Genomic DNA, 14,775 nt, shown 5'->3' with positions numbered 1-14,775 from the left:
TTTGAATAGAGGCCTCTGGTTGGCTTAATTATTCTATATTCCAGCAATTTAAAACACTAATTAATGATAAAAATGGGAGATATTCATGCGTAAGCTAGTATTCGCGGCGATGTTAGGGACGTCACTTGCTTTAAGTGGTTGTGTTATTTCAGTTGATGGCGATAGTGATCATGCTTATCAGTCTGATTGGCAAGACAAAGAACAAAAGAATCGTCGTGGGATTAATGCGTTGTCACCACTTCTTTCGTTTAAAGAAGTCACTTCGCGAATGGGAACACCAGATTTTAATGAATATTATGAAAATAAAGGTAATACCTACCAGGTACTATACTTTCGCACTCAACGTTTAGAGGGCGATGGGGTCACAACAAAAGACGAGTGTACGCCACTCATCTTTAAAAATGGAGAACTCGCAGGGTGGGGAGACACTGCGTATAAATTGATGGCGGCCTCGGTTAATTAACCATTCCCCCTATTCGATACAAGGTTACCTTAAAGCATTGCTGAGTTGGTCGATAACTTCGGCCCACTCACCGTCTTCAGCCAAAGCTGTTTTTAAAAATGCTGCTTGCGCTGGAGTCCAAAACCCAGCACTTTCAATTTTGGTGTTTGCTGCCAAACCTGCATGGTTTTTAATAAACGCCTGCATCTCGTTGGCTTCATTCGGTAAGCCTAGTTGAGCAAAAAGCTCACTCATCGCGGTATGATATTGTTCCATTCGTTATCTCCTCAGGTTATTGGGTAACTGCCGCTCGGTATGAAAATATTGTGATTGAGCCCATATAAGCGATAAACAGAGTATTAAATTATTCTATAACACATTGTTTCTTAGTAAATATTAAGAATAAACGGCTATTTTATTCAGTGTCGAGTCTAATTATTAATAAAATGTTAACGAATCAGTTAACAAGTTTATTCGCTTAGGATACAGTAGTTAAAAATCACAAGGATTTTGTCAATGATTGTATCTGTGAGGCTCAAGTGACTGATAATAGCAAAATAAAAGCAATCTATTTAACTGCAGAAGATTTAAAAATAGCCGCCTCGATACTCTACTTAGCCTACCACGACGACCCTCTATTTATTGATATTTTTGAAGTTGAAAAAGAGGGTTATGAATCCCGCTTACGCTCTGCAATACGTGAAGAATTAAATGCGTTTTGGCAAGCTAAGCAGCCGATGATCGGGTTGTTTGATGAAGACCGACTAGTGGCGGTGGCATGCTTAAACTTACCGAGTACTTCTGTAGGTTCAAATCGGTTTTGGCATTGGCGTTTAAAAATGCTGCTTACAGCGGGTTTTATGGGCACCAAACAAATGCTTGAAAAAGAATCAGTTGTTCGTGAACACATGCCGAGTCAGTATTTTCACATGTTGTCTTTTATTGGCGTTCATCCTGACCATCAGCATAGAGGGCTTGGACATATATTGATGGGAGCGATTGAGAGCGTCATGCTTGAAGATCCAAAAAGTGAAGGCGTAGGTATGTTTGTTACACTACCTAAATGTTTGTCATTTTTTGAAGATGGCAATTATACCTTAATTGAGGCAGTCCAAGCAGGCCGAATTAAAGGTCATATTATGTTTAGGCACAGATAAATGAGTTTATCTATTTTTCAGTTTTTATTCTTTCAAGCATTAAGCCAGTCAATCTCCTCTACTTGTTGTAAGAGATCTCTTACAACTCTGTACGTCATTACGTAAAATCGTAGTCGCTCTTTTCATACGGCACTTTTAACCAATTGTTTTTTAATAACTTTTGTTTGTTACTCTCCTTTATTTGCCATATTTCTTGTAAAGATAATTTTCCCTCGCTAGTAAAGTTTACGGATTGATTTATAGTTACTGCGTCACAAGGAAACACGACGAGTCAGGAAGACACAAGGAAGAACTTGGACAACTTCAGGATTGAAGAGTTAGGTAATAGTATTTACTTAAAAATGGAATTAGGAAAAGCAGGATGCTTTATTTGCTCGGAGAGTAAATTAGGGAAGGGATAGCTAGGACGGCTGCTTGCATTGGATGTAAGTTAGGATAAAGGACGTGCAAAGGATGGTATCTCGCAAAGGATTGACGAGGCGAATGGATTCTAGGACACACAAGGGATGGTGCCTCATTAGGAAGAATGAGACTTGATGGAAAGGGCGTAATAGGGATATTTTCAGGATAGATTTTGCAATGGATAGCAGAGAGGGACTCTCAAAATTCAGTAAAGAGGCGCATTTTGAATAGACATTCATAATGCGCCTTTTTTATTTACACCGAAACAAACTTCCCCCATATATTCAGCGCAATACTCCACATGAAATTGGTATCAAAAATCGTATAAATATGAAAGTTAAAAACAGGGTACCTGTGTGGTTTTTAATCAGCTAGACTGTTAGTGCGTTTGCATAAATATCAATGTGATTAAGGAACATTTCAATGCCTATGTGTCAACACGCCTTCGTCATCATCGACGATAACCATCACGATTTAGCTGTTTTACGACGCACAGTCGCTTGCTTAGGCAACACCTTACAAACCATCAAGATATATCGACATACGGAGCAATGTGACCCTAAAAATACTGAGTTGTGGCTGCAGTGGCAACGCTCGCAAATCGCCGAGTTCACCCATTTATTAACTGAATTTAACTTAGATATTGAGGTGAGTTATCTTTTTACTCATCAACATTTTCACCCTGAAGAATTTGAGCAAACGATAAAACAACATCAAATAGACTTGGTGTTGAAATTGAGTAGTGGCATGCACTTTTTTGATGGTATATTTGGTTCACGTCTTGATCATTATTTTATCGCGAACTGTTCTGTACCAGTTTGGATAGTTAAATCACGTGTGTGGGATACCGATATTGAAGTATTAGCTTGCCTCGATGTTGATGATCGCAGTGAAATTAATCATAAGCTTAATGTCGACATACTCAAGTTGAGTGAGTGCATGGCGCACCACCTAAAAGGGCAATTGCACGTTATAGATTGTTTTTGGGGTGAGGTGGCGTCTATGTCTTTTGAATTAGATAAATCAGGCCGCTTCAAACGTACTGCAAGTATACTCACTCACCATCAAGCCTTATTAGAAGGCTACGTGGAACAATATGCACTAGCGCAACAATCCTTGCATATTGTGGAGGGGACGCCAGATTTTGCCATCCCTGATACCGCGGCGCATCTAAATGCTGAATTAGTTGTGATAGGTAACAATGCAGATCATGGCATTTTGGATCGATTGTTTGGCGATACCGCAGCCAACTTAGTCAACACTATTGACTGCGATGTATTAGTTGTCAAACCCTAAGGTTGTATGTGGCTTAGGGCATACGACAGTTATTAGTAGCTTGCTTATTGAATTCGATAGGCTGGGGTGTATAAATCTAAAGCTTTTAATCCCACCATGGTCAGTACACCCTTGTAGCTGTCTTCACCATTGCCAGAAAATTCAAATGAAAATTCACTGTGCAAATCGAGTTTCCCCCGATAGCTACCTATTCTGGTTTTAATTCGAGCAATACTTAACAGCTGCAAATTTTGTCTTTCGCAATAATCATGTAGATGCTGATTCGCAGTTTCTGCAATTGCGCGAAACCGCCAAAACATAATAGCAGTTAACACAATCAGCAATAACACAATCAAATCAAATAAGTTCATCGGCTTTGAGTCTCAAAAAGGGTGCTGATACGCAGCACCAATGCAGGTTCTTTTTCTGGCCAACGGAGTACGTTTAGCATGATTTCGCGGCAGTCAGGAATTTGCACTAAATCCCGAAATAGCCCGGTAAATAATTCTATCGGCGCGCTAGAGAGTCGTTGGATAAATAGAGTTAATACTTGCTGATCTTTTAATTTTTGCCAATGCCGAGCGCTGATTAAGATTAACAAATCATGAGTAACGAGGTTGTCTTGTTGTAACACATCAATTAATAATTGAGTGATTTGCGCCTCGTCGTCACTTTGGCTTAAGGCGCGCAGAATCGCAATTAAATAGCTAGGCTCTTTGCCTTTGCGCCGCCACTCATCTATTAGTCGTTCACCCAAGCGAGTGCTTACTGGATGATTTTCTAAGGCTTCGCAAAGTGCCATTTGAACTTCGGGTGCCAAATTTGAAAATTGTTGAATGACTAAATCGTGTGTAGGCGCTTCGCTGATTTTCGCTGTAAGATCAGCGATACCTTGCAGTGATAGTTGTTGCCAATTGGTGTTCTGGGGGCTACGCAAATATTGCTCTGCAAATTCCAAATATTGCGAGGGGGCCAGTGCGAGATTTTGCCTCGTCAGACTATTAAAGCTGGCCAGTTGTGATTGCTTGGGCACAAAGGTAAATGGATTTTCTGGTAAACCCTGTTTTGCATTGTGACTTTTTTCCATTTCAGCACCAAGTGCCTCTACCACAATTTGCAAAAATTGATTACGTGCCGCACTGATTAACTTACCTTGTTCATCTAAAGGAAGTTTCACAAACCAAATATACTGTTCTTGACTGAGTCCTTTATTAAAAAACACCAGGCCAAACCAAGCATGTTGTTGGCGAGGGTAGGGCGCTGAAATATGATTTAATTCAAAATCTAAAAATGTTTGACTCGATAAGGGGCGTATCGCTCTGCCCATATCAAAAATTCGGTAATCGGTACCAGCATGCAGCAGAAATTCGCTGATTGTATTTATACGACTCATGTTATCCTTGACGCTAAAGTAAGGTGTTACCACTTAAATAAATGTAGTCTAAAAGAATGGTGATCATGCCACGTAGTGTTGTAGAAGTCGAAGCTCAGTTGCAGCAACTCGAATTTGTATTAAGAAAAGCAGGCTTGTGGTCTATGCAGCAACCGTCCTTAGAGGCATTGCAAAGTGCGGCGCCCTTTGCCTGTGATAAAATGCCATTCGAGCATTGGTTACAATTTATCTTTATTCCACAATTAACCATCTATTTGCGTTCAGATAAACCATTGCCTAATACCATGGGCTTGTACCCTATGGGCGAACAATGCTTTTCTGAATCCTCAAGTCGAGAGTTGGTATTACCTGTACTGGCGCAAATTGATAAGATTTTTAACCAATAGATAAACCATGCATTTAAATATAATTTACCAAGACGAATACCTTGTAGTCATTGATAAACCTTCAGGATTATTAGTACACCGCAGCATGTTAGATAAACATGAAACTGAATTTGCGGTGCAGCTGGTGAGGGATCAAATTAATCAACATGTTTTTCCCGTTCACCGTTTAGACCGTCCCACTTCTGGAGTGCTGGTTTTTGCCCTTAATCCCGACATAGCCCGATTATTAGGAGAGCAGTTTAGTACTCAGCAAATCCTAAAACGTTATATCACTATTACGCGCGGTCATGCCCCTGAATTGGGCGAAATTGATTATGCCCTTAAAGAACAGTTGGATAAAATTGCGGACAAAAAAGCGAAACAAGATAAGGCCGCCCAAGCGGCTTTTACTACGTTTACAAGACTGAAAACCTTTGAGTTACCCTTTGCCGTCAGTCGTTACCCCTCGGCCCGATACTCATTATTGATGGTTGAACCTAAAACGGGGCGAAAACATCAAATAAGACGGCATTTGGCCCATATCAATCATCCCATTATAGGTGATACCACCCATGGCGATGGTAAACATAATCAATTTTTGAAACAGCATTTCGATTTTTCGGGTTTAGCCTTAAGTTGTTTAACAATGAAGTTTAAACATCCGGTTCATCAAAGTGATTTATCCTTGCATTGTCAACCTGCTGACCATATAACACGTTTATTAGCGGCGTGGGATATTGACCGGACAAGCTTAAATACAATGATCAAAGATAATGAGGAAAAACAGCGCGATGAGTAATATTGGAATTTTTGTTGGTAGTGTATACGGCAATGCACAGCATGTGGCGGATGAAGTGAAAGCGGCTTTGGTAGACGAAGGTCTCTCTGCAACGGTGTATAACGATCCCAGTGTTAGTGATTTTCAACAAGCCAGCAGTGTCATCGTAGTGAGTTCGACAACCGGTATGGGTGATGTTCCACCAAACTTAGAGTTTTTTATTCAGGATTTACGCGACCAAATGCCACTTATGGCAAATAAACCTTTTGCTGTTGCCGGTTTAGGTGACAGTAGTTATGGTGAAACCTATTGTGGAGCCGGAATTCAGATCTTCAGCCTATTAGAAGAATTACAAGGTAATCCTATTGCCGATCTATTAGAAGTTGATGCCTGTGAAACTCTTGAGCCAGAAGTTGAAGTGGTTGAGTGGATTAAAGGCTTGGTTAAGTATATGGTTTAAAATACTGCCGTTTAATTACAGACATAAAAAAAGCGCCTTCAGGCGCTTTTTTTGCTAATAACCGACAAATATTAAGCTAAGGCTTTAATTTGCGCAGACAAACGGCTCTTATGACGAGCAGCTTTGTTTTTGTGGATTAAGCCTTTAGTTGCCATGCGGTCAAGAATAGGTGTAGCAGCAGCATATGCAGCTTGTGCAGCTTCTTTATTACCGGTCGCGATAGCAGCGATTACTTTTTTCAAAGATGTACGTGTCATTGAACGACGGCTAGCGTTGTGCTGGCGACGCTTTTCCGATGTAATGGCACGTTTCTTAGCAGACTTGATGTTAGCCAAGTTGTAACTCCCAAAAAATTCTAGTCAAAATTCAAGGGTGCGGATTATCCAGATTGAAGGGCCTTATGTCAAATGCTTTTGCGGGTTTTATAAGCAAAGTTTGTTGTTGTTTTTATATTCGGCCGAAGGCGGGATAGTTGAAGTGGCGATAATGGGGTTTAATGCTTTGGTTTCAGCTTATTTCTATGAAGTCATAGACTGTCGCTGAGGAGTTAACGCATACTATGCGTTTTTGTTAGAAGGGATCACTAAGTGTCGAGAAAATTACTGAAATCAGGTGTGATTGTGAGTGTCATGACCTTTATTTCTCGGATCTTAGGCTTAGTGCGTGATGCTGTAGTGGCTAACTTATTGGGGGCTGGCACGAATGCGGATGTATTTTTATTAGCCAACAAAATCCCTAATTTTTTACGTCGTTTGTTTGTTGAAGGCGCATTTTCGCAAGCCTTTATACCCGTTTTAACGGATGTAAAAAATGCAGGTGATGAGGCTCACTTAAGGCAGTTTATTGCGAAAATTTCTGGGACTCTGGGTGTTATCGTCAGTATCGTTGCAGTGCTTGGTGTTATCGGCTCACCCGTTTTAGCGGCTTTGTTTGCTTCAGGATGGTTTATTGAGCATTTGGAAGGCCAACCGGGTGGTGCTAAATATGAACTGGCATCGCTTATGTTGAAAATTACGTTTCCCTATATTCTCTTTATTTCTCTGGCCGGTTTAGCTGGCGCCATCCTTAATACCTTGAATAAATTTGGTGCGGCCGCTTTTACGCCAGTTCTACTAAATGTCAGTATTATTAGTTGTGCCATTTATTTGTCTGAACAGTTCTCCCAACCTGGCTATGCCTTAGCGTGGGGCGTTTTTATTGGTGGCTTAGCGCAACTGCTATTTTTAATTCCATTTTTGATTAAAGCAGGCGTGATGGTGCGGCCAAGGTGGGGCTGGTCTGATCCTGATATTATTAAAGTAAGAACCTTAATGATCCCCGCTTTGTTTGGTGTTTCAGTAGGGCAACTGAACTTGTTGATGGATACAGTTATTGCCAGTTTTTTAGGTACCGGTGCCATTTCGTGGTTGTATTTTTCTGATCGCTTATTGGAATTTCCGCTGGGTCTGTTTGGTATTGCCATTGCTACCGTTATTTTGCCTACGCTTTCACGCAATCATGTGACTAAAGATGAAGTCGCTTTTAGAAATAACATTGATTGGGCGATTAAGATGGTGTGTGTACTGGGTATTCCTGCTGCAACTGGCTTGTTTGTGTTAGCTGAACCTATGCTACTGACTATTTTTCAACGGGGTGCTTTTTCGCCCATGGACGCAGCGCGCTCAGCTGCAAGCCTACAGGCTTATTCTTTTGGCTTACTTAGTTTTATGTTGGTTAAGGTGCTGGCACCTGGCTTTTACTCCCGTCAAGATACTAAAACGCCAGTGAAATTTGGGATTTGGTGTATGGCAGCCAATATGGTGTTTAACTTAATTCTTGTCTGGCCTTATGACTATGTTGGTTTAGCTATGGCTACCTCGATGTCGGCTGCGATGAATGCGGCTTTACTATACTGGGCCTTGCACAAAAGTAGGGTTTACTTTGTTAGTAAACAAACCCTTAGCTTGGTTGTAAAAATATTCGTTGGCGCCATATTAATGGCCACCGTTATCATGCTAATGAGTCCTTCAATTCAGCAGTGGGTTGCTTTTAGTTTGTGGGCAAAAGTCACTGAATTGTTTGTACTTATTTTGACAGGATTTGGCACGTTTGCCTTATCTTTAGTCATTATGGGTGTACGTAAACACAGTTTTGTTGCTCATGTGTAATGTAGCCTTGTATCGTTTAATGACGAGAGATGTTTATTGATGGCAGTAAACTAAGGCGGTAAATATTAATAAGTAGGGCTAAGCACTTTCAATCATGACGCAGTTCGATATAATCCGCGCCTTTGAAATAATTATCATCTTCAATTTTTTGCGCTTTTAGCTCTAAATTTTGACAAGTAAGAACGAGAAACTAGGTGGAATTGATCCGCGGACTACACAACCTGAGAGAAAAACATCGGGGCTGTGTTTTAACCATTGGAAAATTTGATGGTGTGCATTTAGGTCACCAAGCTGTACTGAGCCAAGTATTGGAAAAAGCCAAAGCACTTGGCTTGCCTGCGACAGTCATGGTATTTGAACCACAACCAGAAGAGTTATTTACTCCATACCATGCACCTGCACGGTTAAGTGTGCTGCGCGATAAGTACTCGCAGTTGCAGGCCTTGGGCGTTGACCGCTTGTTATGTATCAAGTTCAACCATGAGTTTGCTGGATATAGCGCCGAGTATTTTGTTGAAAAATTATTGGTTGAACTATTGGATGTTAAGTTTCTGGTCGTCGGCGATGATTTTCGTTTTGGAAAAGGTAGGGTTGGTGATTTTGCCTATTTGCAAAAAGAAGGGACGAAGTGCCATTTTGATGTCGCCAGTACTCAAAGCTTTCGGGTAGAAAATTGTCGGATAAGCTCTACTGCTGTCAGAGAAGCATTAGCAGCGGGTAACTTTAGTTTGGCTGAACAGATGTTAGGTCGAGCGTTTACTATATCTGGCAAGGTATTACATGGTGATAAGCGGGGCAGAACCATTGGTTTTCCGACGGCTAATTTGCTGTTAAAACGCATAAAAGCGCCGGTTAATGGTGTGTTTGCTGTTGAAGTCTTGGTGCAGGGGCGTACTTATAATGGTGTGGCGAATATTGGCCATCGTCCCACTGTCAACGGCACACGCTCGCAATTAGAAGTTCACCTTTTTGATTTTGATAAAACAATTTACGGACAAACTATCTCGGTTGCTCTAAAGCATAAAATCCGAGAAGAAATTAAATTTGATTCATTCGAATTACTACACAAACAAATTCAACAAGACGCACAAAAAGCTCGACATTTGTTAGGCATGTCTTGATACACTTTTAGTCAACCCAATGACCAACTTGGATTAAACCAATAATGAGCGATTATAAACCTACTTTAAACTTGCCCGATACCGCGTTTCCGATGCGTGGTGCTTTAGCTGAACGTGAGCCTAAAATGCTCCAGCAATGGATTGATAAAAACCTGTATCAGCAAATTCGTCAGGCAAAAAAAGGTAAAACGCCCTTCGTCTTACACGATGGGCCCCCTTATGCGAATGGAGACATTCATATTGGTCATGCGGTTAATAAAATTTTAAAAGATATCATTGTTAAATCAAAGACTTTGTCAGACTTTGACGCCCCATACGTACCAGGTTGGGATTGTCACGGTTTGCCTATCGAGTTGATGGTTGAAAAGAAAGTTGGCAAGCCTGGACATAAGATCAGCGCTGCTGAATTTCGTCAAAAATGTCGCGAATATGCTGAAAAGCAAATTGAAGGTCAGAAAAAAGACTTCATTCGTTTAGGTGTTCTAGGTGAATGGGACAAACCCTATAAAACCATGGATTTTAGTTCTGAAGCAGACATCATTCGTGAATTGGGCAATATAGTTCGCTCTGGGCATCTTGAAAAAGGATTTAAGCCGGTGCATTGGTGTACCGATTGCGGTTCGGCATTGGCCGAAGCTGAAGTGGAATATCAAGACAAATCATCGCCATCAATCGATGTACGTTTTGAGGTAGTGAATGAAGCTGCGGTGCTGAGCTGTTTTGCTCATCCAGAAAAACTGCTCGGTGAAGGTCCCCTGTCAGTCGTGATTTGGACCACTACGCCATGGACGTTACCTGCAAACCGTGCGGTGTGTTTAAGTCCAAAATTAGAATATACCTTGGTGCAAGTGAATGCCGAGACAGGTAAAGAGCGTTTAATTATTGCTTCTGACCTTGTCACTGAATGCATGGCGCGTTTTGGCATTGACCATTATCATGCCATCGGTTTTTGTCATGGTGATGCTCTAGAAAACCAAGCATTACAACATCCCTTTTATGATTTTCAAGTACCGCTCATTTTAGGTGATCACGTTACCACTGAGTCGGGTACGGGTTGTGTGCATACTGCGCCGGGTCATGGCGTAGAAGATTTTAATGTGGGTCGTCATTACAATCTTGAAGTCGCTAACCCGGTTGGCGCGAATGGTGTATACCTTGAAGGCACCGAATTTTTTGCCGGTGAACACGTATTCAAAGCCAATCAACATGTTGTTGATTTGTTGAAGGAAAACGGTGCTCTGGTTCATCATCATGCCTATGTCCACAGTTATCCTCATTGTTGGCGACATAAAACACCTATTATTTTTCGTGCAACGCCGCAGTGGTTTATCAGCATGGATAAAAAAGGGTTGCGTAGCGCTTCTATTGAACAAATCCATAAAACCCAATGGATCCCTGAATGGGGCCAAAACCGCATTGAGTCTATGGTAGCAGGTCGCCCTGATTGGTGTATTTCACGTCAAAGAACATGGGGTGTACCTATTGCTTTGTTTGTGCATAAAGACAGCGGCGAATTGCACCCTAATACCAATGAGTTGTTGGAAAAAGTCGCCGCATTAGTTGAACAAAAGGGCATTCAAGCGTGGTGGGATATAGATGCGAAGGAATTCTTAGGTGAAGATGCCGATACCTATGTAAAAGTCGCTGACACCTTAGATGTGTGGTTTGATTCTGGCGTAACGCATTACTTTGTGGTTGATCGCAGAGATGATATTCCGGCTATGGCCGACCTTTATTTAGAAGGCTCAGATCAGCATCGCGGCTGGTTTATGTCATCGTTGATGACGTCGGTTGCAGCCAAAGGATGTGCGCCCTATAAACAAGTCCTGACTCACGGTTTTACCGTTGATGGTGAAGGTAAAAAGATGTCTAAGTCATTGGGTAATACCGTTGCACCGCAACATGTTATCAATAAACTTGGCGCAGATATTTTACGTTTATGGGTAGCATCAACAGATTATCGCAGTGAAATTGCGGTATCAGACGAGATCTTAAACCGTTCAGCTGATGCGTATCGCCGTATTCGTAATACCTCCCGTTTCTTGTTGGCCAATCTAAATGGCTTTAAACCAGAAACGGATTTGGTACCGCTTAATGAATTAGTTGAATTAGACAGTTGGGCCGTGGCGCGTGCAGCGAAAGTACAAGAAGAAATCATTGCCGCTTATGAAAAGTATGATCTGTTGGTCGTGACACAAAAGCTGATGCACTTCTGCTCGATTGAATTGGGCAGTTTTTATTTAGATATCATTAAAGACCGTCAATATACGGCCAAAAGTGACAGTCATGCTCGTCGTTCATGTCAAACTGCTTTGTATCATATCATCGAAGGTTTAGTCCGCTGGATGGCGCCCATCATGAGCTTTACGGCACAAGAATTGTGGCAAGAATTACCTTGGCAGAAAAAAGAGTTTGTTTTTACTGATGTTTGGTATGAAACATTGAACAATTTGCACATTGACTCAAGCTTTGACAACGATTTTTGGTTGGCGGTGTTAGATGTTAAAGAACAAGTCAATCGCAGTATTGAGGGAGCACGTAAAGCGGGTGTGATTAAAGGCTCTTTGCAAGCCGAGGTGACGATTTATGCCACCGCTGAACTTGCTGCACTTCTTAACAAGTTAGAAGATGAGTTACGTTTTGTTTTGATCACTTCTGCAGCAAACGTGGTACAAGTGGAACAGGCGCCTGAGCACGCTAACAAAACAGAATTAGCCGGCTTATGGGTTGAAATAACGGCGTCTGCAGGACAAAAATGTGCTCGCTGTTGGCACCATCGTGAAGATGTGGGGGCAAACCCCGCTCACCCTGAAATTTGTTTACGTTGTGTAGATAACGTTGAAGGAGAGGGCGAAAAACGCGCTTATGCTTAAGTTGTTAAGTCAAACGGGCTGGCGTTTTTTGTGGTTGTCGCTGTTGGTTTTTGTGCTTGATCAATACACCAAAGGGTTGATTGTCGAGCACATTGAGCTGTATCAAGCGATACAAATTACGTCATTTTTTAATCTAACCCACGTTTACAACTATGGTGCCGCCTTTAGCTTTTTACATGATGCAGGAGGTTGGCAACGATGGTTTTTTACTGCCATAGCACTAGGTGTCGTTGTTTTGATGATGTGGTGGTTAAAACAGTTATCTCGCTCGCATATTTTATTGCCTTTGGCATTTTGTTTGATTATTGGTGGTGCCTTAGGCAATGCCTATGATCGTTTGGTTCTCGGTCACGTAGTAGATTTTCTAGTAGTTTACTATCAAGAATGGGTGTGGCCTGCTTTTAATGTGGCAGACAGTGCTATTTGCGTAGGTGCTGCACTGATGATCGTTGATATGGTTAAAAATAAAGAGCAAAAAAATGACTGATGTATCGCAATTTGTAACTGAACAATCGTTGGCATTTATCGAGCAGGGCAGTGAGGTTGTTTTACATTTTGACCTTAAACTGTCTGATGGCTCTGCGGCTGACAGCACTCGGGTTGACAACAAACCTGCTAAATTAGTGATAGGCGATGGCAATCTAACTCCCAATTTTGAAGCCTGTTTGCTGGGTTTGAAATGTGGTGACAAAAAGTCGTTTACCTTGGCACCCATCGATGCCTTTGGTATGCCTAATCCCGATAACATATATTATTTGGACAGAAGTAAGTTTTCTGCTGAAACTCCTGCTGAAGAGGGGATGATTATCGCGTTTACTCAACCAGATGGAAGTGAGTTACCTGGTATTATTCGTTCGGTTGCAGGTGATTCGGTGACAGTGGATTTTAATCATCCCTTAGCAGGTCAAGAGATTACTTTTGAAGTTGAAATCTTATCTGTAAACTTACATTCATAATCGACGTTTTTTAGGACAATTAACATGCAAATTCATCTCGCTAATCCTCGCGGTTTTTGTGCAGGGGTTGATCGCGCCATCACTATAGTAGAACGAGCGCTCGAGTTGTTTTCGCCGCCGATATTTGTACGTCATGAAGTTGTGCATAACCGCTTTGTGGTGGACGGCTTAAAAAGCCGCGGTGCGGTTTTTGTAGATGAGCTAGCTGAAGTGCCTAACGACAGTATCGTTATTTTCTCAGCACACGGTGTATCTCAAGCTGTTCGTAATGAAGCCGACAGCCGTGGTTTGAAAGTATTTGATGCTACATGTCCACTAGTCACCAAAGTCCATATGGAAGTCATGCGCGCCAGCAAAAAAGGCACCGAATGTATTTTAATTGGTCACCATGGTCATCCTGAAGTGGAAGGAACCATGGGGCAATATGACAATCCCAAGGGCGGAATTTATTTAGTTGAATCGGTTGCGGATGTTGAAAAGCTGCAAGTTAAAAATACCAAACACCTTTATTACTGCAGTCAAACAACGCTGTCTGTTGATGATACTGCGGAAGTGATTGATGCCTTGCGTGAAAAGTATCCGGCTATTGAAGGGCCTCGTAAAGATGATATTTGTTATGCCACGCAAAATCGCCAGGATTCAGTGCGAGAGTTGGCGGCTGACTGTGACGTTTTGTTAGTAGTAGGCGCACAAAACAGTTCAAATTCAAACCGTTTGAGAGAGTTGGCTGAAAAAATCGGCGCACAGGCTCACCTAATTGCCGATGCCAATTGTATACAACGTGAATGGTTAGAAAATGCCAAATGCATTGGCATTACCGCCGGTGCTTCTGCACCTGAGGTTTTAGTGCAAGGCGTGGTCAATAGACTCAAAGAGTGGGGAGCAACTCAATCAATTGAACGCCCTGGACGTCTTGAAAACATTGAATTTGCGGTGCCCAAAGAATTACGAGTGAAGCAAATAGATTAACAACAGATCCAGTATCCTATTTATCACCAGCACGTTGACGGCGTTTTGTTCATAGATTGGTCTAAGGCCAATGTTAGACAAGCGCCGTCGTCAGTTTGTGAGCCCTTCGCAATTGCTACTAGTGTATAAGTTGTAGCGCTGACGCCCACCACGGAAAAATCATAATATTCATTTACCGGTAAACTTAAATCCGATGCTTCTGCATAACCAATGTGATTGAGACGATACGACTCTTGCTGCATTTTTATGCGCAGTAATTGAGTGGCACCGTCCGCCCGTCTTGATTCCATAACGTGTTGTCGGTAGCTTGGGTAAACAAGAATAATTAATAAACCGATTATAGCGAGCACGATCATCAGCTCTACCATGGTCATTCCTTTTAGGTGTTGCGGCGATTTTTGGGGAGCAATATTTGTAATAGAGCTAGTCATCGAAAA

Annotated in this window: 17 protein-coding genes; 12 read left to right on the top strand and 5 right to left on the bottom strand. The window is 41.8% G+C overall.

The window, feature by feature from the left end:
* The first annotated feature begins 85 nt into the window (after positions 1 to 85).
* A complete protein-coding gene (locus tag ACEN2L_RS04600; RefSeq protein WP_441742055.1) occupies positions 86 to 463 on the top strand; it encodes a DUF3192 domain-containing protein in 378 nt (125 codons plus the stop codon).
* 24 nt (positions 464 to 487) lie between these two features.
* Here the strand turns inward: ACEN2L_RS04600 and ACEN2L_RS04595 are convergent, their stop codons facing one another.
* Positions 488 to 718, bottom strand: coding sequence for a DUF2789 family protein (locus ACEN2L_RS04595; protein ID WP_441742054.1), 231 nt, complete (start codon positions 716 to 718; stop codon positions 488 to 490).
* 263 nt (positions 719 to 981) lie between these two features.
* Here ACEN2L_RS04595 and ACEN2L_RS04590 point away from each other — a divergent pair, with 263 nt between their 5' ends.
* Together ACEN2L_RS04590 and ACEN2L_RS04585 are read left to right on the top strand one after the other, a co-directional pair.
* Entirely contained in the window at positions 982 to 1,599 is a 618-nt protein-coding gene (locus tag ACEN2L_RS04590; protein WP_306022629.1) for a GNAT family N-acetyltransferase, read from the top strand.
* Between the two features lie 825 nt (positions 1,600 to 2,424).
* A complete protein-coding gene (locus ACEN2L_RS04585) occupies positions 2,425 to 3,297 on the top strand; it encodes a universal stress protein (RefSeq protein ID WP_441742051.1) in 873 nt (290 codons plus the stop codon).
* Between the two features lie 44 nt (positions 3,298 to 3,341).
* Here the strand turns inward: ACEN2L_RS04585 and ACEN2L_RS04580 are convergent, their stop codons facing one another.
* Together ACEN2L_RS04580 and ACEN2L_RS04575 are read right to left on the bottom strand one after the other, a co-directional pair.
* On the bottom strand, positions 3,342 to 3,647 hold the full coding sequence (locus tag ACEN2L_RS04580) for a DUF3301 domain-containing protein (protein WP_306022631.1): 306 nt from the start codon (positions 3,645 to 3,647) through the stop codon (positions 3,342 to 3,344).
* Positions 3,644 to 4,669: a DUF3549 family protein gene (locus ACEN2L_RS04575; protein ID WP_441742049.1), complete on the bottom strand. Its 1,026-nt coding sequence runs from the start codon at positions 4,667 to 4,669 to the stop codon at positions 3,644 to 3,646. The genes ACEN2L_RS04580 and ACEN2L_RS04575 overlap by 4 nt, the downstream gene beginning before the upstream one ends.
* A 65-nt stretch (positions 4,670 to 4,734) precedes the next feature.
* On the opposite strand from ACEN2L_RS04575, the gene ACEN2L_RS04570 reads away from it, so the two are divergent.
* Genes ACEN2L_RS04570 through ACEN2L_RS04560 form a run of 3 tightly spaced genes read left to right on the top strand, consistent with a single transcriptional unit; the run spans position 4,735 to position 6,272 of the window.
* Positions 4,735 to 5,055, top strand: coding sequence for a YqcC family protein (locus ACEN2L_RS04570; protein WP_306022633.1), 321 nt, complete (start codon positions 4,735 to 4,737; stop codon positions 5,053 to 5,055).
* 7 nt (positions 5,056 to 5,062) lie between these two features.
* Positions 5,063 to 5,833 carry a tRNA pseudouridine(65) synthase TruC gene (truC, locus tag ACEN2L_RS04565; protein WP_441742047.1) on the top strand — a complete coding sequence of 257 codons (771 nt, stop codon included), beginning with the start codon at positions 5,063 to 5,065 and terminating at the stop codon, positions 5,831 to 5,833.
* Complete coding sequence (locus ACEN2L_RS04560; RefSeq protein ID WP_441742045.1) at positions 5,826 to 6,272, top strand: flavodoxin domain-containing protein; 447 nt, start codon at positions 5,826 to 5,828, stop codon at positions 6,270 to 6,272. Before truC ends, ACEN2L_RS04560 begins: the two co-directional genes overlap by 8 nt.
* A 71-nt stretch (positions 6,273 to 6,343) precedes the next feature.
* Here the strand turns inward: ACEN2L_RS04560 and rpsT are convergent, their stop codons facing one another.
* Positions 6,344 to 6,607: a 30S ribosomal protein S20 gene (rpsT, locus tag ACEN2L_RS04555; RefSeq protein ID WP_306022636.1), complete on the bottom strand. Its 264-nt coding sequence runs from the start codon at positions 6,605 to 6,607 to the stop codon at positions 6,344 to 6,346.
* Positions 6,608 to 6,859: 252 nt separating this feature from the next.
* On the opposite strand from rpsT, the gene murJ reads away from it, so the two are divergent.
* From murJ to ispH, 6 genes are all read left to right on the top strand, one after another.
* Positions 6,860 to 8,419, top strand: a complete 1,560-nt coding sequence (gene murJ, locus ACEN2L_RS04550; RefSeq protein WP_441742043.1) for a murein biosynthesis integral membrane protein MurJ — start codon at positions 6,860 to 6,862, stop codon at positions 8,417 to 8,419.
* A 194-nt stretch (positions 8,420 to 8,613) separates the two neighbouring features.
* Positions 8,614 to 9,540 carry a bifunctional riboflavin kinase/FAD synthetase gene (gene ribF, locus ACEN2L_RS04545; protein WP_306022638.1) on the top strand — a complete coding sequence of 309 codons (927 nt, stop codon included), beginning with the start codon at positions 8,614 to 8,616 and terminating at the stop codon, positions 9,538 to 9,540.
* A 44-nt stretch (positions 9,541 to 9,584) separates the two neighbouring features.
* Complete coding sequence (ileS, locus tag ACEN2L_RS04540) at positions 9,585 to 12,413, top strand: isoleucine--tRNA ligase (RefSeq protein ID WP_441742041.1); 2,829 nt, start codon at positions 9,585 to 9,587, stop codon at positions 12,411 to 12,413.
* A complete protein-coding gene (gene lspA / locus ACEN2L_RS04535; RefSeq protein WP_306022640.1) occupies positions 12,406 to 12,900 on the top strand; it encodes a signal peptidase II in 495 nt (164 codons plus the stop codon). Before ileS ends, lspA begins: the two co-directional genes overlap by 8 nt.
* Complete coding sequence (gene fkpB / locus ACEN2L_RS04530) at positions 12,893 to 13,369, top strand: FKBP-type peptidyl-prolyl cis-trans isomerase (protein ID WP_306022641.1); 477 nt, start codon at positions 12,893 to 12,895, stop codon at positions 13,367 to 13,369. The genes lspA and fkpB overlap by 8 nt, the downstream gene beginning before the upstream one ends.
* Before the next feature lie 24 nt (positions 13,370 to 13,393).
* Positions 13,394 to 14,338, top strand: coding sequence for a 4-hydroxy-3-methylbut-2-enyl diphosphate reductase (gene ispH, locus ACEN2L_RS04525; protein WP_441742039.1), 945 nt, complete (start codon positions 13,394 to 13,396; stop codon positions 14,336 to 14,338).
* Positions 14,339 to 14,361: 23 nt separating this feature from the next.
* Here ispH and ACEN2L_RS04520 read toward each other — a convergent pair whose 3' ends face one another.
* Positions 14,362 to 14,769, bottom strand: a complete 408-nt coding sequence (locus ACEN2L_RS04520) for a type IV pilin protein (RefSeq protein ID WP_306022643.1) — start codon at positions 14,767 to 14,769, stop codon at positions 14,362 to 14,364.
* Positions 14,770 to 14,775 lie beyond the last annotated feature (6 nt).

Source organism: Flavobacterium sp. W21_SRS_FM6, assembly GCF_052119645.1.
Lineage (GTDB): Bacteria > Pseudomonadota > Gammaproteobacteria > Enterobacterales > Alteromonadaceae > Paraglaciecola.
This window is presented reverse-complemented; position numbering and strand designations above follow the sequence as displayed.

Bases quoted from the DNA above. Each gene is read 5' to 3' on its own strand.
- ACEN2L_RS04600 (WP_441742055.1), top strand. From the start codon at position 86: ATGCGTAAGCTAGTATTCGCGGCGATGTTAGGGACGTCACTTGCTTTA.
- ACEN2L_RS04595 (WP_441742054.1), bottom strand. From the start codon at position 718: ATGGAACAATATCATACCGCGATGAGTGAGCTTTTTGCTCAACTAGGC.
- ACEN2L_RS04585 (WP_441742051.1), top strand. From the start codon at position 2,425: ATGCCTATGTGTCAACACGCCTTCGTCATCATCGACGATAACCATCAC.
- ACEN2L_RS04580 (WP_306022631.1), bottom strand. From the start codon at position 3,647: ATGAACTTATTTGATTTGATTGTGTTATTGCTGATTGTGTTAACTGCT.
- ACEN2L_RS04575 (WP_441742049.1), bottom strand. From the start codon at position 4,669: ATGAGTCGTATAAATACAATCAGCGAATTTCTGCTGCATGCTGGTACC.
- ACEN2L_RS04570 (WP_306022633.1), top strand. From the start codon at position 4,735: ATGCCACGTAGTGTTGTAGAAGTCGAAGCTCAGTTGCAGCAACTCGAA.
- truC (WP_441742047.1), top strand. From the start codon at position 5,063: ATGCATTTAAATATAATTTACCAAGACGAATACCTTGTAGTCATTGAT.
- ACEN2L_RS04560 (WP_441742045.1), top strand. From the start codon at position 5,826: ATGAGTAATATTGGAATTTTTGTTGGTAGTGTATACGGCAATGCACAG.
- ileS (WP_441742041.1), top strand. From the start codon at position 9,585: ATGAGCGATTATAAACCTACTTTAAACTTGCCCGATACCGCGTTTCCG.
- lspA (WP_306022640.1), top strand. From the start codon at position 12,406: ATGCTTAAGTTGTTAAGTCAAACGGGCTGGCGTTTTTTGTGGTTGTCG.
- fkpB (WP_306022641.1), top strand. From the start codon at position 12,893: ATGACTGATGTATCGCAATTTGTAACTGAACAATCGTTGGCATTTATC.
- ispH (WP_441742039.1), top strand. From the start codon at position 13,394: ATGCAAATTCATCTCGCTAATCCTCGCGGTTTTTGTGCAGGGGTTGAT.
- ACEN2L_RS04520 (WP_306022643.1), bottom strand. From the start codon at position 14,769: ATGACTAGCTCTATTACAAATATTGCTCCCCAAAAATCGCCGCAACAC.